We start from the raw sequence: 22,960 nt of genomic DNA on the forward strand, positions 1-22,960 counted from the left end.
GCGGGGACGGCCGCCGGGGCGGCCGCGACGACGGGCGCCGCCTCGGCGACGACCCTGGTCCCGCGCTCGAGCTCGACGGCCGAGCCGTCGGCCTCCTCCAGGCGCACGCGGGAGAGCCCGTGGCTCTCCATCACGGCAGCGATCTCTGCGATCTTGCTGGGCTCCATGTTGCTACTCCCTCCCCGCCGCGCGAAGCGCGAGCGCCGCATTGTGCCCGCCGAAGCCGAGGTTCGTGGAGAGCGCCCAGGTGAGCTGGCACTCGACGGCCTCGTTGGGCGTGTAGTCGAGGTCGCACTCCGGGTCCGGAGTGTGATAGTTGATGGTGGGCGGAACCACGCCGTTCTCCAGCGCGAGCGCGCAGGCCATGACCTCGACGGCACCCGTGGCGCCGATCATGTGACCGGTCATGGACTTGGTGGACGAGATGTGCGCGGCGTGCGCGGCCTCCTCGCCGAGGGCCCGCTTGAAGCCGAGGGTCTCGGAGGAGTCGTTGAGCTTGGTGGAGGTGCCGTGGGCGTTGATGTAGAGGCCCTCCTCGGGCTTCACGCCGCCCTCGGCCACCGCCAGCTCGATGGCGCGGGCGATGCCGCGAGCCTCGGGGTCGGGGCTCGTGATGTGGTGGGCGTCGTCGGTGTTGCCGTAGCCGACGAGCTCTGCGTAGATGTGAGCGCCACGGGCCACGGCATGCTCCCACTCCTCGAGAACGAGCACGCAGGCGCCCTCGCCCATGACGAAGCCGTTGCGCTCCGCGTCGAAGGGGCGGCAGGCGGTCGTCGGGTCGGGGTTGGTGGTGAGGGCGCGGCAGCTCGTGAAGCCGGCGATGGAGTCGGGCATGATGGCCGCCTCGGCGCCGCCGGCCAGGATAGCGTCGGCGTAGCCGTGCTTGATCGCGCGGAAGGCCTCGCCCACGGCGTGGGCGGAGGTGGCGCAGGCGGTGACGACGGGCAGCGTGGGGCCGCAGGCCTTGTGGCGGATGGCGATGTTGCCGGACGCCATGTTGGCGATCATCATCGTGATCATGAACGGGGACGCGCGACGCGGCCCGCGCTCGGCGATGGTGTGCACGTTGTTCACGATGGTGTTGATGCCGCCCACGCCGGAGCCCACGTAGACGCCCAGGCGGTCGTGGTCGACGGCGCCCTCGGCGTCAAGGCCGGAGTCGACCATGGCCTCGTCGGAGGCCACAAGCGCGTACTGGGAAAAGAGGTCGAGGTGCGCGGCCTCCTGCTTGCCGAGCAGCGCGGCGCCGTCGAAGTCCTTCACCTCGGCGGCCACCTTGACCTTGAAGCCCTCCGTGTCGAAGTGGGTGATGGGGCCGATGCCGCACTTGCCGGCGACCATGGCCTCCCACGTCTCCTTGGCCGTGTTGGCAAGCGGGGTGACAGCGCCGATACCCGTGATAGCTACCCTGTGTTCCATCTCGTCTCCCAACGATGGTACGAGGGGACCGTCCCCTCGTACCATTAGTTCTTTGATGATACGAGGGGACCGTCCCCTCGTATCACCGCTACATCGCCATGCCGCCGTCGACGCGGATGACCTCCCCGGTCACGTAGGAGGCGGCGTCGCTCACGAGGAAGCGCGCCACGGCCGCCACCTCGTCGGCGCTCGCCAGACGGCCGAGCGGAATCTGCTTCTCGTAGTTCTCGCGCACGGCGTCGGAGAGAACGGCCGTCATGTCCGTCTCCACGAAGCCCGGCGCGATGGCGTTGACCGTGACGCCGCGCGGCGCGAGCTCGCGCGCCACGGACTTGGTCATGCCGATGAGGCCCGCCTTGGAGGCCGCGTAGTTGGCCTGGCCGGCGTTGCCCATGAGGCCCACCACGGAGGCCATGTTGACGATGCGGCCGCCGCGCTGGCGCATGAAGGAGCGCGCGAGGGCGCGGGTGGTGTGGAAGGCGCCCTTGAGGTTGACGTCGACCACGTGGGCGAAGTCCTTGTCGGACATGCGGACGAGCAGCCCGTCGCGCGTGACGCCGGCGTTGTTGACGAGCGCCCACACGCTGCCGAAGTCGGCGAGAACCGCCTCCACGGTGGCCTTGACCGCCTCGGCGTCGGAGACGTCGCAGCGGTAGGCGCGCGCGGTGGCGCCGGCCGCCTCGCAGGCGGCGACGGCCTCGGCGGCCGCGGCCTCGTTGCCCGCGTAGACGATCGCAAGGTCAAAGCCGTCGGCGGCAAGCCCCTCGGCGATGGCGCGGCCGATGCCGCGGGAGGCGCCGGTCACCAGGGCCACGCGGCGGGAGGCGTCCCGCTCGATGGCGCCGTTCTTCTCGGCCATGTCTACTCCCCCTTCTCGGAAAGCGCGGCGAGAACCGCCTCGAGCTGCTCCACGGTCTCGCACGGCAGGGCGGTCACGCCCTCGAGCGTGCGCTTGACGAGGCCCGTGAGGGTCTTGCCGGGGCCCACCTCGATGAAGGTGTCCACGCCGTCGGCCGCCATGGCCTCCAGGGTGCGGACCCACTGCACGGGGTTGGCCACCTGGCTGGAGAGCAGCTCCACGCGCGACGCCTCGTCGGCGGGGTAGGCCTCGCCGGTGCGGTTGGCAAGCACGGGGACGGTGGGCTCGGCCGGCGCGTGGCCGTTCGCGAGGTAGGCGGCGAGGCCGCGGGCGGCCTCGGCCATGAACGGGCTGTGGAAGGCACCGGAGACGGCCACCTTCATGGCGCGCCCCTTGGCGGCCTTCACCAGCTCGTCGAGCTTCTCGCAGGCCTCGGGCGTCCCGGCCACGACGGTCTGCAGCGGGCTGTTGTAGTTCACGGGCCAGCAGGACTCGCCGGCCTCGGCCGCCAGGCGCTCCACGGCTGCGGCGTCCAGCTTCACGACGGCGCGCATGGCGCCAGGGTTCTTCTCGGCGGCGTCGGCCATGAGCTCGGCGCGGTGGCACACGAGCTCGAAGCCCTGCTCGTCGGTGTAGGCGCCCGCAAAGGTGAGTGCGGCGACCTCGCCCAGCGAGAAGCCCGCCACCACGTCCGGCGTCACGCCGTGCGCCGCGAGGGCGCGGGCGGCCGCGAGGTCCGCGGCGAAGACGCAGGGCTGGGTGTTGACGGTCTGGGCGAGCTCCTCCTTGGTGCCGGAGAGGCACTGCTCGGTGGTGCCGGGGCGCACGGCGTCGGCCGTCGCGAAGACGGCCTTGGCCGCAGGCTCCGACTCGATGAGGTCAGCGCACATCCCAGGGTGCTGGGCGCCCTGACCGGCAAAGAGGAAGGCTACTTTACCCATTGCATGGCTCCCGAAAGGACCTTCTCGGCGCCGTTCACGAGGTCGTCGACGATCTCCTGGGCGCTCTGGCGCTCCTTGACCATGCCGGCGATCTGCCCGCACAGGAAGCTGCCGTGCTCGTAGTCGCCCTCCTTGGCCGCCTTGCGCAGCGCGCCGGTGCCGAACTTGTTGAGCTCCTCGGCAGGGGCGCCCTCGGACTCCATCTTGTAGTAGGCGTTGGAGAAGGGGCTCTTGAGCGCGCGCACGGGGTGGCCGGTGGAGCGGCCGGTGGCGCGGGTGGAGATGTCGTTGGCCTTGAGGACGAGCTCCTTGTACTGGTCGGAGACGGTGCACTCGTCGGCCACGAGGAAGCGCGTGCCCACCTGGACGCCCACGGCGCCCAGCATGAACGCGGCCGCCACGCCGCGACCGTCGGCGATGCCGCCGGCGGCGATCACGGGGATCTTCACCGCGTCGACGACCTGCGGCACGAGGGCCATCGTCGACGTCTCGCCGATGTGGCCGCCGGACTCGGTGCCCTCGGCCACCACGGCCACGGCGCCGGCGCGGGCCACGAGCTTGGCCATGGCCACGGAGGCGACCACGGGGACGACCTTGATGCCGGCCTCGTTCCAGGCCTTCATGTACTTGGTGGGGTTGCCGGCGCCCGTCACGACCACGGGGACGTGCTCGTCGATGACGACCTGGGCCACCTCGTCGGCAAACGGGCTCATGAGCATCACGTTGACGCCGAAGGGCTTGTCGGTCTTCTCGCGCAGCTCGTGGATCTGGTCGCGCAGCCAGTCGGCGTTTGCGTTCATGGCCGCGATGATGCCGAGGCCGCCGGCCTCGGAGACGGCGGACGCCAGGGAGGCGTCGGCAATCCAGGCCATCCCGCCCTGGAAGACGGGCTTCTCGATGCCGAGAAGGTCACAGATGGGAGTGCGCAGCATGATTAGTTCTCCAGGAGCGCGTCGACCATGTCGACGAACTCGCCGATGGTGGTGGGGTTGGTCTCGGCGTCGATCTCGATGCCGAACTCGTCCTCGCAGGCCATGACGGCCTCGACGGTGGCGAGGCTGTCAAGGCCGACCTCGGCGAGCGTGGTCTCCGGGGTGAGCTCGACGTCGTCGAGGCCGCCCTGCTCGCGGACGATTGCGCACACGCGGTCGAAGGTGCTCTGGTCTGCCATTTGGGTTCTCCTTCTTTTCCATGCGCCCGACGGGCGCTCCAATGGACGGTGGTCGGCGCGACGGGCGTCGCGCGCCGCGGCCGGGGCCGCTTTCGCGGCAAAGGCCGCGGGGTGCGCCGGGGCTAGCCCCAGCGCAGAAGGGTGGCGCCTATGTCGAGCCCGGCGCCAAAGCCCACCAGCACCACGAGCTGGCCGGCCGTGAGCTCGCCCGAGCGGGCGAGGCGGTCAAGCGCCAGCGGGATGCACGCGCTGGAGATGTTTCCGGTCTCCGAGAGCACGCGCGCGACCTTGGCGTCGTCGATGCCGAGGCGCGCCACGCCTGCGGCGAGGATGCGCTCGTTGGCCTGGTGGAAGACGAAGTGGTCGATCTGGTCGAGCGTCACGCCCGCCTGCTCGCAGAGCCCGCGCACGGAGTCCACGATGGCGTTGACGCCGAACTTGAAGACGCGGCGCCCCTCCATGGAGAGCACGCTCGCGGGGTGGTCCGTCTTGTCGTAGGGGCAGCTGCCGCCCACCCCCGGCGCGTCCAGGATCGCCACGCCCGGCTCGGTGGTGAGGCTCGTGGCCAGGGGGCTCTCCCCGCCCGCCTCAAGCACCGCGGCTGCGGCGCCGTCGCCAAAGAGCACGCAGGTGGCGCGGTCGGTCCAGTCCACCATGCGGCTCATCTTCTCTGCCGAGACCACGAGCGCGCGGCGCGCGCGGCCGCGGACGAACCAGCCGTCGGCGGTGTCCAGCGCAAAGACGAAGCCCGCGCAGGCGGCGGAGACGTCGAACGAGGGGCAGTGCGCGCCGAGGCCCTCGGCGATGGCGCACGCCTCGGCGGGGATCAGGTGGTCCCCGCTCGTGGTGGAGCAGACGATGAGGTCAAGCTGGTCCGGGGTGACGCCCGCCGCCTCGAGCGCGCGGCGGGACGCCTCGACGGCAAGCTCGTCAAGCGTCTCGGTGGTGCAGATGCGCCTGCTCGAGATGCCGGTGCGCGTGGAGATCCACTCGTCGGAGGTGTCAAGAAACTCCGAGAGGTCGTCATTGGTGACCGAGCGGGCCGGAAGCGCCGACCCTGTTCCCAGTACGCGAAATCCCACCTTCCCGCCTTCCGTCGTGTTGTTAACGCGTCAACATCTCTCAGGGTTAGGCTAGTCAAAAGGGCCCTCACGTGGCGGGCTCTTTTTCAAGCTCCTCCATTTTGCCACGATGTCTCCATATGGGGAATCCCCGCCGGCCAGCGGCAACGCCGCCGTCGGGCAGCGCGGGGCCGGAGGGCGCGGCTCTTCTCGCCACGACGGTTCAGTCCCCACCACGGCGGTTCAGTCCCCACCACGGCCCCTCCAGTTAGAAATCGTGGCATCTTATGCCCCGGCGCCCCGGATTGGTTAAGAATGGGCGCATCTTATGCCCTAGCCAACCTAAGATGCGCCGATTCCTAACGAAACGGCGTCGGATGAGGCTAAGGTCCCTAGATTCCTAACGGCATGTTTTCGGCCGGAGCAGCACACAAGCGTAAGACGCTGTGATTCCTAACGGGAACCCAACGAGCGCACCCAAGCGGGCGCCGAGTTGGCTATGCTGACCACACGCGCCCGGCACAACGCGGGGCCGAGAAGAACCTGGAGGTCGTATGTCACTGCCCCCGATCAGCCTGGTCGAGTCCGTCGGCTCGACCAACGACGCCGTGCTCGCGCTGGGACGCTCGGGCGCCCCGGCCGGATTCGCGGTGGCCGCGCGCCAGCAGACGGCGGGGCGCGGGCGGCGCGGCCACGTGTGGGCGTCGCCGGAGGGCAACCTCTACCTCTCCGTGCTGCTGCGGCCGGACGTGTCGCCCACGCGCTTGCCGGGCCTGGCGGCGGCGTGCGGGGTGGGCGCCGCCAGGGGGCTGCGTGCCGTCGGTGCAAACGAAGTGCAGCTCAAGTGGCCCAACGACCTCGTGGCGCGCGGGCGCAAGCTCGGCGGCATCCTCGTGGAGGTCGAGGGCGGACCCGCCGTCTGTGGCATCGGCGTCAACGTGCTGGACGCGCCGCGCGAGCTCGGAGCCATCTGCCTTGCCGAGCTCGGCGTGCACCCGGCGTTCGAGGGGCTGGCAGAGGCGCTGCGCGACGCGATCGTGGCTCAGGTCGACGCGTGGGCGGCCTCTGCGGGCACGCACCCGCTCGACGGCGTGCTCGACGACTACCTCGTCCTTCTCGCCTGGCGAAGCAAGGAGGTCCGCGTGCTGTCGCCCGACGGCGCAGAGCTTGCGCAAGGCACGCTCGACGGGGTGGACTCATGGGGCCGTGCCGTGGTGGACGGCGTCGCGTTTGCATCCGAAACGGCATCGATCCGCCTCGCCTAGGCAAGAAGAGCCCGCGTCGAAGAGCGCACGTCCGGGACGCACCACGCTCGCCGCACGGAAACGGGCGCCGGCCCCAGAGAGGCCGGCGCCCGTTCCTCAGAGCGTCTTCAAGGAGAGGTCACAGCTACTCGCCGTCGTGCTCGGCCTCCTGGCGGACCACCTGGGACAGGAGGTCATCAAGGGACCCGAGGTCCTCGTTGATGACGTCGGAGCCGCTGGAGGACTGGTCCGTGCCGCCAATCAGCTCGTCATCGTCGAAGTGGTGCGTGGCGGGCGCAGCGGTGCCGAGCATGATGTCCCCGTCGGCGTCAGGCGAGAAGACCATGTTGAGCAGCTGGGAGAGGTCCTCGCTGTCGGCCTCGTCGTTGTCAGGCTCAAGGATGTAGAGCAGGCCGCGGGCCTCCAGCCCGTCGCGGAGCTCCTCGATGGCCTTGGCGCCGATGCCGTCGATGCGCAGCAGATCCTCCTCGGTCTTGCCGATGAGGTCGCCCACGGTCTCGATGCCAACCTCGCTGAACTTGTTGGTCCAGCGCTGCGAGACGCCGAGGTCGTCGAAGAGGTAGAGCTTGGCGTCCTCGCTGGAGAGCGTGCGCCCGTTCTTGGAGTACACGCCGCCGAAGCCGTAGTCGTCACCGACCCAGTCAAGCTGCTTGGGAAGCTGCTCCTCGATGCCCTTGAGCTCGTCGGGAGCCCACTCGGGCAGGCTCTTGGCCAGGGGCGAGGTGGGGCCGTCGATCTTGGTGCCGTGGTAGGTGAGCTCCACGTTGTGGTAGGCGGGAAGACCCGTGCCCGCGGGAATCTGCTTGCCCACGATGACGTTGGACTTGAGGTCCAGCAGGTGGTCGACGTCGCCCTCGATGGCGGCCTCGGTAAGGACGCCCGCGGTGCGGATGAACGAGGCGCTGGAGAGCCAGGAGTCGATGCTCGAGGCCACCTTGAGGGTGCCCAGGATGACCGGCTCCGCCTCGGGCGGCGTGCCGCCGGCGAGGGCCACGTTGCGCACCGTGTCGGCAAAGACGTAGCGGTCCACGTACTGGCCGAGCAGGTACTGGGAGTCGCCCGGGTTGGTCACCTGGACGCGACGCAGCATCTGGCGCGCGATGACCTCGATGTGCTTGTCGTTGAGCTCGACGCCCTGGGACGTGTAGACGTCCTTGACGGACTCGACGAAGGTGTGCATCGTCGACTCGATGTCGGTCAGGCGGCGGAGCTTGCGGAAGTTGACGAAGCCGCGGGTGATCTGGTCGCCGGCTCGAACCTCCACGTTGTCCTCGATGCCCGGCATGAAGCGCACGGACGCCGGCACGCGCCACTCCTCGATGACGCGGCCCTGGTCCTCGGGGTCAACGATGCGCAGCTGGTACTCGGCCTGCTCGGGCGTGATGCGCAGGAGGCCGGACACCGGCGCGAGGTCGGCCTCGCGGCCGAGGATCTTCTCGTTGACGTTGCCGACGACGTCGAACATGCGGGCGACCGTCGGGAGGCCCTGCGTGATGTCGTCGGCGCCCGCGACGCCGCCGGAGTGAATGGTACGCATCGTGAGCTGGGTGCCCGGCTCGCCGATGGACTGGGCGGCGATGATGCCCACGGCCGTGCCGATGTTGACCGGGCGACGCGTGGAGAGGTCCCAGCCGTAGCACTTCTGGCAGACGCCGTACTTGGACTTGCAGGTCAGGAGCGCCCTGAGCTCGACCTTCTTGAGACCGTGCTCGACGAGCATGTTGAGGTCGTCGACGGACTCGATGTAGGAGTCCTTGGCAATGAGCACCTCGCCGGTCTCCGGGTCGCAGATGTCGTTGAGCGCGCAGCGGCCCACGAGGTCGGCGTCAACGGAGGTCTCGCCGGCCTTGATGAGCGGGTAGGTGACGCCCTCGTCGGTGCCGCAGTCCTCCTCGCGGACGATGACGTCCTGGGCCACGTCGACCAGTCGACGGGTCAGGTAGCCGGAGTCGGAGGTGTGCGAGGCGGTGTCGACGAGGCCCTTGCGCGCGCCGTAGGTGGAGATGAAGTACTCCAGCGGCTCGAGACCCTCGCGGAAGTTCGCCTTGATCGGCAGGTCGATGGTGTCACCGGACATGTCGGCCATGAGGCCGCGCATGCCGGCGAGCTGGCGCAGCTGGGTCTTGGAGCCACGGGCGCCCGAGTCGGCCATCATGTAGATGGGGTTGTCCTCGGCGAAGCCGGCGAGCATCTCGGTGGCCAGCAGGTCGGTGCACTCGGTCCAGGCATTGACGACCTCGGTGTGACGCTCGGTCTCGGACAGGAAGCCGTCCTCGTAGTACTCGTTGATCTCGTCGACGCGCCCCTGCGCCTCCTCGAGCAGCTGAGGCTTGTCCTCGGGGATCGTGGCGTCCCAGACGGAGACCGTCAGGCCCGCGACGGTGGCGTAGTGGAAGCCCGTCTCCTTGATGGCGTCGAGGATCGGCTCGACCTCGGCCGTGGTGTAGCGGTCGCAGCAGTCGTTGACCAGCGCGCCGATGTCGCTCTTCACCATCTTGTAGTTGATGAAGGGGTAGTCGGCGGGCAGGCACTGACGGTTGAAGATGATGCGGCCCGGCGTGGTCTCGAAGCGCGCGGAGCGCTCCGTGACGTCAAGATCCTCGTACTGGCCCTTGGCGGTGAGCAGGCGGAAGATCTTGCGGTCGCCCTCGGTGAGGTTGGCGTCGGCGGCGGACACGCGAACCACGACCTTCTGCTGCAGGTCGAGCTCGGTGTTCATGTCGATGGCGAGAAGGGCGTCGTCAAAGTTGGCGTAGACGGGCTTCTCGGCGCCCTCGACGCTCTTCTCGGTGGTGAGGAAGTAGGCGCCGAAGACCATGTCCTGGGACGGCACGGTGAGCACCTTGCCGGAGGCCGGCGAGCGCAGGTTGTTGGAGGACAGCATGAGGACGCGCGCCTCGGTCTGCGCCTGCGTGGACAGCGGCACGTGCACGGACATCTGGTCGCCGTCGAAGTCGGCGTTGAAGGGGGCGCACACCAGCGGGTGCAGGTGGATGGCCTTGCCCTCCACAAGGACCGGCTCGAAGGCCTGGATGGAGAGGCGGTGCAGGGTGGGTGCGCGGTTGAGCAGCACCAGGCGGTCCTGGATGACCTCCTCGAGCACGTCCCACACGGCCGCCTGCTGACGGTCGATGGCGCGCTTGGCGCCCTTGATGTTCTCGACCTTGCCGAGCTCCACGAGGCGGCGCATCACGAACGGCTTGAAGAGCTCGAGGGCCATCTGCGAGGGCAGGCCGCACTGGTGCAGCTTGAGCTTCGGGTCCACGACGATGACCGAGCGGCCCGAGTAGTCGACGCGCTTGCCCAGCAGGTTCTGGCGGAAGCGGCCCTGCTTGCCCTTGAGGGCCTCGGCGAGCGACTTGAGCGGGCGCCCGCCGCGGCCGGTGACGGGACGGCCGCGACGACCGTTGTCGAAGAGCGCGTCCACGGACTCCTGGAGCATGCGCTTCTCGTTGTTGACGATAATCGCCGGGGCGTCGAGGTCGAGCAGGCGCTTGAGGCGGTTGTTGCGGTTGATGACGCGACGGTAGAGGTCGTTGAGGTCGGACGCCGCGAAGCGGCCGCCGTCGAGCTGCACCATCGGGCGCAGGTCGGGCGGGATGACCGGGATGACGTCAAGGATCATGTTGGCCGGGTCGTTGCCGCCCTTGAGGAAGGCGTCGACGATCTCCAGGCGCTTGATGGCCTTCTCGCGCTTCTGCTTCTGGGCGGTGTCGGAGGAGATGATGTCACGCAGCTCCTTCGCCTCGGCCTCGAGGTCGATGCCGCGAAGCAGCTCGCGCACGGCCTCGGCGCCCATGCCGCCCTTGAAGTAGATGCCGTAGTAGCGCTTGAGCTCGGAGAAGAGCCCCTCGTCGGAGATGAGCTCGCGCTCCTCGAGCTGCATGAACTTCTCGTAGGCCTCGGTGCGCAGGCGCTTCTCGTCCTCGTACTCCTCCTCGAGGTCGGCGATGCCCGCACGGATCTCGTCGGCGGAGAGGGGCTCGAGGTCGCCGAACTCCTCGCCGGACTCCTCGCCCTGCTCCTTCAGGCGCTGGATCTGGTCGTCGCGCTCGGCGTCGAGCTCCTCGAGGTCGGCGTCCAGCTCCTCCTTGAGGTCGGCGGCGTCGGCCTCGCGGGCCTCGGTGTCGACCTTCGTGATGATGTAGCTCGCGAAGTAGAGGACCTTCTCGAGGTCCTTGCTCTTGATGTCGAGCAGGCGGGCCAGCGGGAAGCTCGTCGGGCTCTTGAAGTACCAGATGTGGCTCACCGGGGCGGCGAGCTCGATGTGGCCCATGCGCTCGCGGCGCACCTTGGCGGTGGTCACCTCGACGCCGCAACGCTCGCAGACGATGCCGCGGAAGCGGATGCCCTTGTACTTGCCGCAGGCGCACTCCCAGTCCTTCACGGGGCCGAAGATCTTCTCGCAGAACAGGCCGTCCTTCTCGGGCTTGAGGGTGCGGTAGTTGATGGTCTCGGGCTTCTTCACCTCGCCGTGCGACCAGCTGCGGATGCGGTCGGCGGAGGCAAGCGAGATCTTGATCGCGTCGAAATCAGTGGTGTCGAAATCAGCCACAGTCGCTACTCCTTATCGCTCATGGCGTCGCCCACGAGGGCGGTCTCGAGGTCGTCGGTGGCAGGGGCGGGCTCGGAGACGGGCTCGGCCGCGGCGGCCATGTCGGCAAAGACGTCGACGGCGTCGGCAACCTCGTCGGCGCTCCCCTGCTCCACCTGCTCGGCGCGCTTCTTGTAGGAGATGGGCTCGATGTCGAGCGCGAGCGAGCGAATCTCCTTGACGAGGACCTTGAAGGACTCGGGGATGCCCGCGGCGGGGACGTTCTCGCCCTTGACGATGGACTCGTAGGTCTTCACGCGGCCGTTGGTGTCGTCGGACTTGACCGTGAGGATCTCCTGAAGGACGTTGGCCGCGCCGTAGGCGTAGAGGGCCCAGACCTCCATCTCGCCGAAGCGCTGGCCGCCGAACTGGGCCTTGCCGCCCAGGGGCTGCTGCGTGACGAGGCTGTACGGGCCGGTCGAGCGGGCGTGGATCTTGTCGTCGACCATGTGGCCGAGCTTCAGGATGTAGCTCGTGCCCACGGTGATCGGGCTCTTGAAGGCCTCGCCGGTGCGGCCGTCGTAGAGGGTGGTCTTGCCGAAGCTGTTGAGCTGCGGCACGAACTCCTCGCGCATGTGCTCGCCGTAGTCGAGCTTGGCCTTGTTCATCATGTTGATGTTGGAGCGGCGGATGGCCTCGGCAACCTCGACGTCGGTGGCGCCGTCAAAGACAGGCGTGGCGACGTTGATGGGGCCGGACACGTAGCGCTCGGAGTTCTCGGACTCGTCGTCCCAGCCGTGGGAGGCGGCCCAGCCGAGGTGGCACTCGAGCAGCTGGCCCACGTTCATACGGGACGGGACGCCCAGCGGGTCGAGAAGGACGTCAATCGGCGTGCCGTCGGCCATGTAGGGCATGTCCTCCACGGGCAGGACGTTGCAGACGACGCCCTTGTTGCCGTGGCGGCCGGCGATCTTGTCGCCCTGCTGGATCTTGCGGCGCTGCGCCACGAAGACGCGGACGAGCTCGTTGACTCCGGGCGGGAGGTCGTCGCCGGCCTCGCGGCTGAAGCGAACCACGTCCACGACGCGGCCGTAGGCGCCGTGCGGCATCTTGAGGGAGGTGTCGCGCACATCGTGGGCCTTGGCGCCGAAGATGGCGCGCAGGAGCCGCTCCTCGGCGGTGAGGGCCGTCTCGCCCTTGGGCGTGACCTTGCCCACGAGGATGTCGCCGGGGCCGACCTCGGCGCCGATGCGGATGATGCCGTCGTCGTCAAGGTTGGCGAGCATGTCCTCGGAGAGGTTCGGAATCTCGCGGGTGATCTCCTCGGGGCCGAGCTTGGTGTCGCGGGCGTCGATCTCGTGGCGGGAGATGCTCACCGAGGTGAGGAGGTCCTCCTGCACCACGCGCTCGGACACGATGATGCCGTCCTCGTAGTTGAAGCCCTCCCACGGCATGTAGGCCACCGTGAGGTTGGCGCCGAGGGCGAGCTCGGAGTGGTCGATCGAGGTGCCGTCGGCCAGCGGCTGGCCGGCCTCCACCACGTCGCCGGCGTGGACGATCGGGCGGTGGTTGATGCACGTGGACTGGTTGGAGCGCTCGTACTTGGGCAGGTCGTAGCGCTCGGAGCCGTGCTCGTCGGAGTAGACGACCACGTGGGAGGCGTCGACCTCGGAGACGGTGCCGGCGTGCGCGGCGCGAATGAGCTCGCCGGAGTCGAGCGCGGCGCGCTCCTCCATGCCGGTGCCCACGTACGGCGCGTGCGCGCGGATCAGCGGCACGGCCTGACGCTGCATGTTAGCGCCCATGAGCGTGCGCTTGGCGTCGTCGTGCTCGAGGAACGGGATGAGGTTGGCGGCCACGGAGAGCAGCTGGCGCGGCGAGACGTCCATGTAGTCGACGTCCTCGACCATGACCTGCGCCGGCGCGCCGAACGAGCCGTCGAAGTCGCGGGTGCGGGCGATGATGCGCTCCGGGTTGGTGATGTTGCCCTTGGAGTCCACCTCGATGAACTCGCCGGTCTTCTCGTCAAACGGCGTGTTGGCGGGGGCGATGTTGTGCGCCTCCTCCTCGTCGGCCGTCATCCAGTCGATCTGGTCGGTGACCTTGCCGTCCACGACGCGACGGTACGGGGCCTCGATGAAGCCGTACTCGTTGACGTGCGCGTAGAGGGCGAGCGAGCCAATCAGGCCGATGTTGGGGCCCTCGGGCGTCTCGATCGGGCACATGCGGGAGTAGTGCGAGTTGTGGACGTCGCGCACGGCCGTCGGCACGTTGGTACGGCGGCTCGAGCCGGACTTGTGGCCCGCCAGGCCGCCGGGGCCCAGCGCCGAGAGACGGCGCTTGTGGGTGAGGCCGGCAAGCGGGTTGGCCTGGTCCATGAACTGCGAGAGCTGCGAGGAGCCGAAGAACTCCTTGATGGCGGCCACGATCGGGCGGATGTTGATGAGGCTCTGCGGGGTGATGTCGTCGGCGTCCTGGGAGGCCATACGCTCGCGGACGACGCGCTCCATGCGGCTCATGCCGATGCGGAACTGGTTCTGCACGAGCTCGCCGACCGTGCGGACGCGACGGTTGCCGAAGTGGTCGATGTCGTCGAGGCGCTTGGTGTCGTCACCGTTGTGCAGGGCGAGCAGGTAGCGCAGGGCCTCGATGATGTCCTCGTGCGTGAGCACGCGGCTCGTGGAGTCCTCGCCGAGCTCGAGCTTCTTGTTGACCTTGTAGCGGCCAACGCGAGCGAGGTCGTAGCGCTGCTCGTTGAAGTAGAGGCCGTCCAGCAGCAGGCGGCCGGCGTCGGCCGTGGCGGGCTCACCGGGGCGCTGGCGCTGGTAGATCTCCTTGAGGGCGGCCTCACGGGTGGTGGAGGCGTCGCGCTCGAGGGTGTTGCGGACCACGTCGGAATCGCCGAGCAGGGCGTAGACCTCGTCGTCGGTCTCGGCGATGCCGAGGGCGCGCAGGAACACGATGGCGGACTGGCGACGCTTGCGGTCGATGGAGACCACGAGGTGGCCGCGCTTGTCGACCTCGAACTCGAGCCACGCGCCGCGCGCGGGGATGAACTGCACCTTGTGCACGCGCACACCGTTGTCCATCTCGGAGGAGAAGTACACGCCCGGCGAGCGGACGAGCTGGGAGACCACCACGCGCTCGGTGCCGTTGATGATGAAGGTGCCGCGGTCGGTCATGAGCGGGAAGTCGCCCATGAAGACGAGCTGCTCCTTCATCTCGCCCGTCTCCTTGTTGACGAAGCGGACGTCGACGAAGAGCGGGGCCTGGTAGGAGATGTCCTTGGCACGGCACTCGGCGATGGTGTGGGCCGGATCACCGAACTGATGGTCGCCAAAGACGACCTGCATCGTGTGGGCGGAGTTCTCGATCGGGGAGAACTCGGAGAAGGACTCGGCAAGACCCTCGCCCATGAAGCGCTCAAACGACTCCTTCTGTACGGAGATCAGGTTGGGAAGCTCCATTGCCGGGGCAATCTTGCTAAAGGTCTTGCGTCCCGTCGTGCCTTGTGGTTTGGTAAGAGCAGTCTTTGCGGTAGACACCAGGCTTTTCCTCCTTCAAAAGGGTGGAAGGCGGCAATTGTCGCAACGTAACAATCTACCGAAACACCTCCTGGGGGTCAACAAAAAGTCTTGACTTGACGCCGCATTTCGGTTAGAACCCGCTTGCTTATTTGTTTTGCCTGTTCATAGCAGGTGTTTTGTTTTTCTCGCATATGAAGTTTCGATGGTGGGACGCTCGCTCCCCCGTTGAGGATACCGCTGAGGGGCCCGTTGTCGTCCGAAGGGGCTCTTCGCAGGGCGGCGCGGGCGCGCCCTCTCGCCCCGCGCCCCTCTGGCCCGCAGGTCCTTCTCGCCACCCGCGCCCTCTCGGCCCCGCGCCCTTACCAGCGCGTTAGAAATCTCGGCATCTTTTGCCGTTAGCCCCCGATTTCGTTAGGAACGGCCGCATCTTTTGCTCCCGACGACAAAAGATGCGGCCGTTCCTAACGCGCGCGCTCTCCGCAAAATGACACGAAGGGACTGCCCCCCGCATCCTTGCATCAAAAAAGGGGTCGGGCCCGAAGGCCCGACCCCTGGCAGTGCCAAAGACCCCTGAGGTAAGCGAACTTACTTGAGGGTGACGGTGGCGCCGGCCTCCTCGAGCTGCTTCTTGGCGGCCTCGGCGTCCTCCTTCTTGGCGCCCTCGAGGACGGCCTTGGGGGCACCCTCGACGACCTCCTTGGCCTCCTTGAGGCCGAGGCTGGTGAGGGAGCGGACGACCTTGATGACGGCAATCTTGTTGTCGCCAAAGCCCTCGAGCACGACGTCGAAGTTGGTCTTCTCCTCCTCCTCGGCGGCAGCGGCGGCCGGAGCAGCGGCCACGGCGGCGACGGGGGCGGCGGCGGACACGCCGAAGGTGTCCTCGATAGCCTTAACGAGCTCGGAGGCCTCGAGAAGGGTCATCTCCTTGAGGGCGTCAACGATCTCCTCGGTGGTAAGCTTAGCCATTTTTCTGTTCCTTTCGGTCCCGTGCGGGGTGCACGGATCGCTTCTGTGTTGGTGAGGCGCACGCGCCTCGGGGTGCGCGACGAGGGCCGCCGCGCGGTGGTGCGGCCTGCCTTAGGCGGCCTGCTTCTGCTCGGACACCGCGTTGATGGAGCGGGCGAGGCCAGCGGGGACCTCGTTGACGCAACGGGCGATGTCGCGGGCGAAGCCACTGATGAGGCCGGCGAGCATACCCATGAGCTGGTCGCGGTTGGGCAGGTCGGCGTAGGCCTTGGCCTCCTCGGCGGAGAGAGCCTTGCCATCAGCGATGGCACCGACGAACTCCATCTTCTTGAGCTTCTCGGACTCCTCCTTGATGACCTTGGCGGCATCGACGGGGTCCTTCTCGAAGAAGACGTAGGCGCAGGTGCCCGTGAGGGCGTCATCGAGGCTGGGCAGGCCAGCGTTCTCCAGCGCGAGCTTGACGATGTTGTTCTTGTACACCTTCATCTCGGCGCCAGCGTTGCGCAGCGCGCGGCGGACCTCCTGGGTCTCCTTGACGGAGAGACCATGGTAGTCGACCACGAAGACGCCCTGGGAGGCCTCGAGGGAGTTCGAGACCTTCTGGAGCATATCGACATTGGACTTGGACGGCATGTAGTTACACCTCCTTGAATGCGGTCGGGCACGAGCCGCCACGCTGGCGGGCCTTCCGCATGAGAAGACCCCGCTTGGCGCGGCCAAAGCAGGGTCCTCGAAGATGCAATCTCTGAGACCACCTCGGCAGGCGGGTTTCCCCTTTGAGCCTTGCGGCACCGGCTGTCTTTGGCAGCGGACGTGCGATGTGCTGTTTACACAAGGCGGACGCCTCGTGCAGCGGTCATTTTGACACGCGACGAGGCGTCCGTCAAGTAAGCTCTGGAAAAACCCGCGAGAAGAACTACTCCTCCATAAGGTTGCGGGTCTTGGAGGAGTCGACCTTGATGCCAGGGCCCATCGTGGTGGAGATAACGACGGACTTGACGTACTTGCCCTTGGCGGAGGACGGCTTCACGCGAAGCAGCTCGTTGATCAGCGCGCCGTAGTTCTCGACGAGCTTCTCGGTCTCGAAGGACACCTTGCCCATCGGGACGTGGCAGATGCCGTAGCGGTCGGCGCGGTACTCGACGCGGCCGGCCTTGAGCTCGCCGACCATCTTGGCGACGTCCATGGTGACGGTGCCGAGCTTGGGGTTGGGCATGAGGCCGCGGGGGCCGAGGATCTTGCCGAGGCGACCGACCTTGCCCATCATGTTGGGCGTGGCGATGGCGGCGTCGAAGTTCAGCTCGCCGGCCTGAATCTGGGCGACGAGGTCGTCGGAGCCGATGACGTCGGCGCCGGCGGCCTCGGCCTCGCGGGCCTTCTCGCCCTCGGCGAAGACGGCGACGCGGACGGTCTTGCCGGTGCCGTTGGGCAGGGAGATGGAGCCACGGACGTTCTGGTCGGCCTTGCGGGTGTCGACGCCCAGGCGGACGGCGACCTCGACGGTCTCGTCGAACTTGGCGGGGGCCAGCTCCTTGGCGAGCTCCATGGCCTCCTTCGGCGAGTAGAGCTTGGAGCTGTCGACCTTCTCGGCGGCGGCCTTGTAGTTCTTTCCGTGCTTAGGCATGCTTTCTACCTCCTGTGGTCAGCGGGCTGAGCCCTCCCACATATCTGGCGGTCTCCCGCCACTTACAGAGAGGCGCCCCCGAGGGGGCGCGTGGTGCCGTATTGCTACTCGGCGATGGTGACGCCCATGGAGCGGGCGGTGCCGGCGACGATCTTCTTGGCGGCCTCGATGTCGTTGGCGTTGAGGTCCGGCATCTTGATCTCGGCGATCTTGGTCAGCTGCTCCTGGGTGAGCTGGCCCACCTTGTCGCGCTGGGGCACGCCGGAGCCACTCTTGAGGCCGAGCTCCTTCTTGATGAGCTGGGCCGCGGGCGGGGTCTTGCAGACGAAGTCGAAGGTGCGGTCCTCGTAGACCGAGATCTCAACCGGGATGATGTCGCCCTGCTTGTCCTGCGTGGCGGCGTTGAAGGCCTGGCAGAACTGCATGATGTTGACCTGGGCGGCGCCGAGGGCGGGGCCGACGGGAGGCGCGGGGTTGGCCGCACCGGCCGGAATCTGAAGCTTGATGAAGTGGACGACCTTCTTCTTGGCCATGTTCTTCTCCTTGAGAACGTGCGAACGATGCTATGTGCGCGCCTGCCCGAGAAGCTATCCTCACCGATGCGGGCGGGCGGTGACTCCCCTAGGCGATGACGGTGACCTGATCGAGCGTGAGCTCGACCGGGGTCTCGCGGCCAAAGATCATGAGCATGACCTTGACCTTGCCGGACTCGGCGCTGACCTCCGACACCATGCCGTCGAAGTCGGCAAGCGGGCCGGAGAGAACGCGCACCGACTGACCCACCTCGATGTTGGTGGAGGTGCGCTTGGGCACGGCAGCGGAGGTGCCGCGGGCGCCCGTGCGACGCATGATCTTGTCGAACTCGCTGCGGCGCAGCGGGGACGGCTTGCTGTCCGGGCCCACGAAGCCGGTGACGCCGGGCGTGTTGCGGACAAACGACCACGTCTCGTCGTTGCCCTCCATGCGCACGAGGACGTAGCTCGGCAGGACCTTTGCCTCCTTGGTCTCGCGCTTGCCGCCGTCCTTGATCTCCGTGACCTCCTCGGTCGGGATCTGGATGTCGACGATCTGGTCCTGCATGCCGAAGGTCTCGATGCGGTGCTCAAGATCTGCTTTGACCTTGTTCTCGTAGCCCGAGTAGGTATGAATCACATACCAGCGCTTAGCCATCACTTACCCCCTCAGACCAGTGAAGCCGACAAGGACGGCGACGATGCCGGAGTCAACGAGCCAGATGACGACGCCGAAGACGATGAGCATGATGATGATGGCGACCGAGTAGCTCCTCAGCTCCTCCTTGGAAGGCCAGACCACGCGGCGCATCTCGGAGCGGACGTCACCGAGGTAGTTGCGCAGACGACGGAAGAGGCCGGGCTTCTTCTCTGCCTTGCGCTCCTGCTTTGCGGCGGCCTTGGCCTCCTTGGCCGCCTGCTTCTCCTGGGCGGCCTTCTGGGCAGGGGTGACCGAGGCAGCCTGGGCCGCCTCAACGCGGGCACGCTCTTCGGCGCGGGCCTTGCGGGCGCTCCTCTTGTTACGGTCCTTGTTCGCCATCCCTAGACTCCCTAGAAGTCGTCCCTTACATGGAAACCGGCTAACCCCGAAGGGATAGCCGGTGGTGAAATCTGGCAGGCCAGGAAGGACTCGAACCCTCAACAAACGGTTTTGGAGACCGCCGCTCTACCATTGGAGCTACTGGCCTGTGTGAAAACCCACCTTTTAGCGGGTCTCTCTGTGAAGCGTGTGCTTACGGCACCACGGGCAGTACTTCTTCAACTCCATACGATCAGGGTTGTTGGACTTGTTCTTGTCCGTGGTGTAGTTGCGGCGCTTGCACTCAGTGCACGCGAGGGTAACCAGAGTACGCATGAATCAAATCCTCCTGAAATACTTTTCGTTGGAGGGATTTTCCCTCGAACGTGACGCGGTGGTATACGCTACCACCGCCTATCGTACTTTGTCAAGGCAATCTGTATCGCATCCGCTTGCTCACAAAATGTACAAGAGAGGCGAGAAGGACGGGCGACCTACGCCCCTCCTCCGTAGCTCGTCGGCCGCCCGAAGGAAGCACAGACGCACTGGCACGCCATGACGTAGAAAGGGCCCGACGCCATGTGGCGCCGGGCCCTGCGAGTCACTTGAGAATAAGCTACTCGATGATGGTGGAGACGCGGCCGTCGCCGACGGTGTGGCCACCCTCGCGGATAGCGAACTTGTCGCCCTGCTCCATGGCGATGGCGTGGATGAGCTCAGCGGTGATGGTCACGTGGTCGCCCGGCATGGCCATCTCAACCTTGGTGCCGTTGGAGTCGGTGAGCTCCTGGATGTCACCAGTGATGTCGGTGGTGCGGAAGTAGAACTGCGGACGGTAGCCGGCGAAGAACGGCGTGTGACGGCCGCCCTCCTCCTTGGTGAGGACGTAGATCTCGCCGGTGAACTTGTGGTGCGGCTCGACGGAGCCCGGCTTGCAGATGACCTGGCCGCGCTCGATGTCCTCGCGCTTGATGCCGCGCAGGAGGATGCCGACGTTATCGCCAGCCTCGCAGAAGTCCATGGTCTTGCGGAACATCTCGATGCCGGTGGCAACGGAGGTCTGCTTCTCGCGGATGCCGATGATCTCGACCGGCTCGTTGAGCTTGAGCTCGCCACGCTCGACACGGCCGGTGGCGACGGTGCCGCGGCCGGAGATGGTCATGACGTCCTCGATGGCCATCAGGAACGGCTTGTCGTTGTCGCGCGGCGGGGTCGGGATGTAGGAGTCGACGGTGTGCATGAGCTCCACGACGGAGTTCACCCACTTCTCCTCGCCGTTGAGGGCGCCGAGAGCGGAGCCGCGGATGATCGGCAGGTCGTCACCCGGGAAGTCGTACTCGGAGAGAAGGTCACGGGTCTCCATCTCGACGAGGTCGATGAGCTCCTCATCGTCAACCATGTCGCACTTGTTCAGGAACACGACGATGTAGGGGACGCCGACCTGACGGGCGAGCAGGATGTGCTCGCGGGTCTGGGCCATGGGGCCGTCGGTGGCGGCGATGACGAGGATGGCACCATCCATCTGAGCAGCGCCGGAAATCATGTTCTTGATGTAGTCGGCGTGGCCCGGGCAGTCGACGTGAGCGTAGTGGCGCTCCCAGGTCTCGTACTCAATGTGGGCAACGTTAATGGTGATGCCGCGCTGACGCTCCTCGGGAGCCTTGTCGATGTTCTCGAAGGCGGTGAAGTCAGCCTTGCAGCCCTCCTGCTCGGAGAGGACCTTGGTGATGGCCGCGGTCAGCGTGGTCTTGCCGTGGTCGACGTGACCAATGGTACCGATGTTTACGTGCGGCTTGGAACGATCGAACTTCTCCTTGGCCATGTGCCATCCTCCTTTTGGAACCGACCTTGCGGCCAATCCGCTAACAACTGCGTTCTTATGCCAAGCGGCGCCGAGGCGCCGCTAAGAACTCTGGTACCGGTGACTGGACTCGAACCAGTGACATCGCGGGTATGAGCCGCGTGCTCTAACCAACTGAGCTACACCGGCATGGTGCCTTGCGACTGAAGAGGCGGAAATGGAGCCCGCGACCGGATTCGAACCGGTGACCTCTTCGTTACCAACGAAGTGCTCTACCTACTGAGCTACACGGGCGAATGGTGGGGATGCTTGGACTCGAACCAAGGAACCCAGAGGGAGCGGATTTACAGTCCGCCGCAGTTGCCGCTGTGCCACATCCCCATTCCGTTTTCAGCCACTCGCGAAGCGCTTTCTCCCTCGCAAGCGGATGATAGATTACGTCGTGGGGAAAAACTTGTCAACGTATACCCCGGCCCCGGGCGTATCCATTCTCACGAGACGTACACAACCGCAGGTGAAACCGGTCGTTTTTTGCGCTTTGAAATAGAACGGGCCGCGGGTCTGAAGCCCGCGGCCCAAAATTAATCCTGGAGCCGGCAGAGGGAGTCGAACCCCCAACCCACGGTTTACAAAACCGTTGCTCTGCCATTGAGCCATGCCGGCGTGCCCGTACATGATACCGGAAAGGCCGGCCCGAGGGTGGCCCAGACGGGGACGGGGGCAAATTGGGCGTCGGCGAGCGTCCCAGCCTGCCCGCCCTTGCGGTCATTCCCCGCGCAGCATCCGCCAGAGCTTCTCGCGCGACGCCGGGTCTATGCGGTCCTCCAGGCGCATGTGCTGGGTCTGGCGCTCGTCGTTTTCCCTCCGGTACTCCACCCAGAGCGCGTCCATGTTGGTCACGAGCACGTCGCTGGAGACGCGCGTCACGGGCACGCCGCCCACCGTTGCCCTGATCGTGTTGTCCGAGGTCACCACCGTGACGGCCTCGGGCCTCAGGCGCGCCTCGGTCACCAGCCGCTCGATCACCGAGTCGGCCGACTCCCCCGTCTGGGAGAAGACCAGCCGCACGCCCGCCTTGGAGAGGTCGGGGCGCTCCGGGGAGACGTTGCCCGCCGCATCAAAGACGATGATGGGACGGTAGCGCCTCTTGGCATAGGCCGCAACGTCCGCGATCAGCAGCTCGCGCGCCTGCTCGAAGGGGTCCCCCTCGTCGGTCTCGTCCATGCGGGCGAGGTAGCGCTTGGACTTGTAGATCACGTTGTAGCCGTCCACCACGAGAAGCTCGCGCGGCTCAGACTCCTTGGCGACGCGCGGCCTAGGCATCGGCGCCCGTCCCGGGGTCGGCCGCCGCCTCCACGCGTCGCAGCCACTCGTAGCAGAGCACCGTCGTGGCCTGGGCCACGTTAAGCGACTCCACCCGGCCTCGCTGGGGCAGGCGGCATGCAAAGTCGCACTTCTCGGCCACCAGGCGCGAGATGCCCTCGCCCTCGGAGCCCATCACCAGGGCGAGCCTGCCGCCCATGGGGGCGTGCCAGACGTCCTGCTCGGCGTGCTCGGTTGCGGCGCAGGCCCAGAACCCCGCCTGCTTGAGCTGCTCGATGGCGCGCGCGAGGTTGGGAACCTGCGCGATGGGAATGTGCATGACGGCGCCCGCGGAGGTCTTGTAGGCGCCCACGCCCACCGAGGCGCTCCTGGCCTTGGCCACCACCACGCCCGCCGCGCCCACGACCTCGGCCGTGCGGACGATGGCTCCAAAGTTTCCCTGGTCGGTAACGTGGTCCAGCACCACCACGAGGGCATCCCCGTCCCCGGCGGCTGAGATGACGTCCGAGAGCTCGGCGTAGGCAAACGGGCGCGTCCGCACAACCACGCCCTGGTGGGCACCGTGGCTGGAGAGCGCGTCGAGGCGGGAGCGCGGCACGCGCTCCACCGTCACGCCGGCCTCCTCAAGCCGCGCGGCTATGCACTCGAGCGCCTGGTCGCGCTCGCCGGAGCGCTCCTGCACCAGGGCGCTTCTCAGCGGAACGCCGCAGGAGAGCGCTTCCTCGACGGCACGCCTTCCTTCGATGAGGTCGCTTCGGTCGCGTTGGGGACGCTGGGGGCGTCCGGCAGGGCGCGGGGCGGAGCCGCGGGGGCCACGGTTCTTCTCGCCGTGGAAGGACCTGCCGGCACGAGCGCCGCCGGAGGCTCCGGGGCGCGCGCCCCTGCCTTTGCCGCCGCGGACGTCGCGCCCGGGGGTTCTGGACTGACCCTTGGCCATGG

At 67.2% G+C, this 22,960-nt stretch carries 19 protein-coding genes and 5 tRNA genes; 1 reads left to right on the forward strand and 23 read right to left on the reverse strand.

What is annotated here, in order from left to right; all coding sequences use genetic code 11:
- Positions 1-171: 171 nt before the first annotated feature.
- The 6 genes from fabF to H9X80_RS07755 all read right to left on the reverse strand — a co-directional run bounded on the left by fabF (position 172) and on the right by H9X80_RS07755 (position 5,472).
- Positions 172-1,419, reverse strand: coding sequence for a beta-ketoacyl-ACP synthase II (gene fabF / locus H9X80_RS07730; RefSeq protein ID WP_204793769.1), 1,248 nt, complete (start codon positions 1,417-1,419; stop codon positions 172-174).
- Between the two features lie 88 nt (positions 1,420-1,507).
- Positions 1,508-2,278, reverse strand: coding sequence for a 3-oxoacyl-[acyl-carrier-protein] reductase (fabG, locus tag H9X80_RS07735; RefSeq protein ID WP_204793770.1), 771 nt, complete (start codon positions 2,276-2,278; stop codon positions 1,508-1,510).
- Between the two features lie 2 nt (positions 2,279-2,280).
- The gene (locus tag H9X80_RS07740; RefSeq protein ID WP_204793771.1) at positions 2,281-3,219 is read right to left on the reverse strand and encodes an ACP S-malonyltransferase; all 939 of its coding nucleotides are present in this window, start codon (positions 3,217-3,219) and stop codon (positions 2,281-2,283) included.
- Complete coding sequence (fabK, locus tag H9X80_RS07745) at positions 3,207-4,151, reverse strand: enoyl-[acyl-carrier-protein] reductase FabK (protein ID WP_204793772.1); 945 nt, start codon at positions 4,149-4,151, stop codon at positions 3,207-3,209. The genes H9X80_RS07740 and fabK overlap by 13 nt, the downstream gene beginning before the upstream one ends.
- 2 nt (positions 4,152-4,153) lie before the next feature.
- Positions 4,154-4,390, reverse strand: coding sequence for a phosphopantetheine-binding protein (locus tag H9X80_RS07750; protein ID WP_204793773.1), 237 nt, complete (start codon positions 4,388-4,390; stop codon positions 4,154-4,156).
- A gap of 122 nt (positions 4,391-4,512) precedes the next feature.
- Positions 4,513-5,472: a beta-ketoacyl-ACP synthase 3 gene (locus H9X80_RS07755; RefSeq protein ID WP_204793774.1), complete on the reverse strand. Its 960-nt coding sequence runs from the start codon at positions 5,470-5,472 to the stop codon at positions 4,513-4,515.
- Positions 5,473-6,005: 533 nt separating this feature from the next.
- Here H9X80_RS07755 and H9X80_RS07760 point away from each other — a divergent pair.
- Positions 6,006-6,716: a biotin--[acetyl-CoA-carboxylase] ligase gene (locus H9X80_RS07760; protein ID WP_204793775.1), complete on the forward strand. Its 711-nt coding sequence runs from the start codon at positions 6,006-6,008 to the stop codon at positions 6,714-6,716.
- Between the two features lie 124 nt (positions 6,717-6,840).
- Here H9X80_RS07760 and H9X80_RS07765 read toward each other — a convergent pair whose 3' ends face one another.
- From H9X80_RS07765 to rlmB, 17 genes are all read right to left on the reverse strand, one after another.
- A complete protein-coding gene (locus H9X80_RS07765) occupies positions 6,841-11,271 on the reverse strand; it encodes a DNA-directed RNA polymerase subunit beta' (protein ID WP_204793776.1) in 4,431 nt (1,476 codons plus the stop codon).
- A 5-nt stretch (positions 11,272-11,276) separates the two neighbouring features.
- Entirely contained in the window at positions 11,277-14,717 is a 3,441-nt protein-coding gene (locus tag H9X80_RS07770; protein ID WP_239471814.1) for a DNA-directed RNA polymerase subunit beta, read from the reverse strand.
- Positions 14,718-15,362: 645 nt separating this feature from the next.
- Complete coding sequence (rplL, locus tag H9X80_RS07775) at positions 15,363-15,743, reverse strand: 50S ribosomal protein L7/L12 (protein WP_204793778.1); 381 nt, start codon at positions 15,741-15,743, stop codon at positions 15,363-15,365.
- 111 nt (positions 15,744-15,854) lie between these two features.
- Positions 15,855-16,376, reverse strand: a complete 522-nt coding sequence (rplJ, locus tag H9X80_RS07780; protein ID WP_204793779.1) for a 50S ribosomal protein L10 — start codon at positions 16,374-16,376, stop codon at positions 15,855-15,857.
- A gap of 283 nt (positions 16,377-16,659) precedes the next feature.
- Positions 16,660-17,367: a 50S ribosomal protein L1 gene (gene rplA, locus H9X80_RS07785; RefSeq protein ID WP_204793780.1), complete on the reverse strand. Its 708-nt coding sequence runs from the start codon at positions 17,365-17,367 to the stop codon at positions 16,660-16,662.
- 104 nt (positions 17,368-17,471) lie between these two features.
- Positions 17,472-17,900, reverse strand: coding sequence for a 50S ribosomal protein L11 (rplK, locus tag H9X80_RS07790; RefSeq protein ID WP_204793781.1), 429 nt, complete (start codon positions 17,898-17,900; stop codon positions 17,472-17,474).
- A gap of 88 nt (positions 17,901-17,988) precedes the next feature.
- Complete coding sequence (gene nusG, locus H9X80_RS07795) at positions 17,989-18,537, reverse strand: transcription termination/antitermination protein NusG (RefSeq protein WP_204793782.1); 549 nt, start codon at positions 18,535-18,537, stop codon at positions 17,989-17,991.
- A gap of 3 nt (positions 18,538-18,540) precedes the next feature.
- Positions 18,541-18,918 carry a preprotein translocase subunit SecE gene (gene secE, locus H9X80_RS07800; RefSeq protein ID WP_204793783.1) on the reverse strand — a complete coding sequence of 126 codons (378 nt, stop codon included), beginning with the start codon at positions 18,916-18,918 and terminating at the stop codon, positions 18,541-18,543.
- A 72-nt stretch (positions 18,919-18,990) separates the two neighbouring features.
- Positions 18,991-19,066: transfer RNA gene (locus H9X80_RS07805), tRNA-Trp, on the reverse strand.
- 17 nt (positions 19,067-19,083) lie between these two features.
- Positions 19,084-19,233, reverse strand: a complete 150-nt coding sequence (rpmG, locus tag H9X80_RS07810) for a 50S ribosomal protein L33 (RefSeq protein ID WP_072374082.1) — start codon at positions 19,231-19,233, stop codon at positions 19,084-19,086.
- A gap of 280 nt (positions 19,234-19,513) precedes the next feature.
- Entirely contained in the window at positions 19,514-20,719 is a 1,206-nt protein-coding gene (gene tuf / locus H9X80_RS07815; protein WP_204793784.1) for an elongation factor Tu, read from the reverse strand.
- A gap of 91 nt (positions 20,720-20,810) precedes the next feature.
- Positions 20,811-20,887: transfer RNA gene (locus tag H9X80_RS07820), tRNA-Met, on the reverse strand.
- 29 nt (positions 20,888-20,916) lie between these two features.
- Positions 20,917-20,992, reverse strand: a tRNA-Thr gene (locus H9X80_RS07825).
- A 3-nt stretch (positions 20,993-20,995) separates the two neighbouring features.
- Positions 20,996-21,079, reverse strand: a tRNA-Tyr gene (locus H9X80_RS07830).
- A 207-nt stretch (positions 21,080-21,286) separates the two neighbouring features.
- Positions 21,287-21,361 (reverse strand) — tRNA-Thr (locus tag H9X80_RS07835).
- A 102-nt stretch (positions 21,362-21,463) separates the two neighbouring features.
- Positions 21,464-22,021: an NYN domain-containing protein gene (locus H9X80_RS07840; protein WP_204793785.1), complete on the reverse strand. Its 558-nt coding sequence runs from the start codon at positions 22,019-22,021 to the stop codon at positions 21,464-21,466.
- Positions 22,014-22,958: a 23S rRNA (guanosine(2251)-2'-O)-methyltransferase RlmB gene (rlmB, locus tag H9X80_RS07845; protein WP_204793786.1), complete on the reverse strand. Its 945-nt coding sequence runs from the start codon at positions 22,956-22,958 to the stop codon at positions 22,014-22,016. The genes H9X80_RS07840 and rlmB overlap by 8 nt, the downstream gene beginning before the upstream one ends.
- Positions 22,959-22,960 lie beyond the last annotated feature (2 nt).

Origin of the sequence: Olsenella profusa, assembly GCF_016900315.1 — a bacterium.
GTDB lineage: Bacteria > Actinomycetota > Coriobacteriia > Coriobacteriales > Atopobiaceae > Thermophilibacter > Thermophilibacter profusus_A.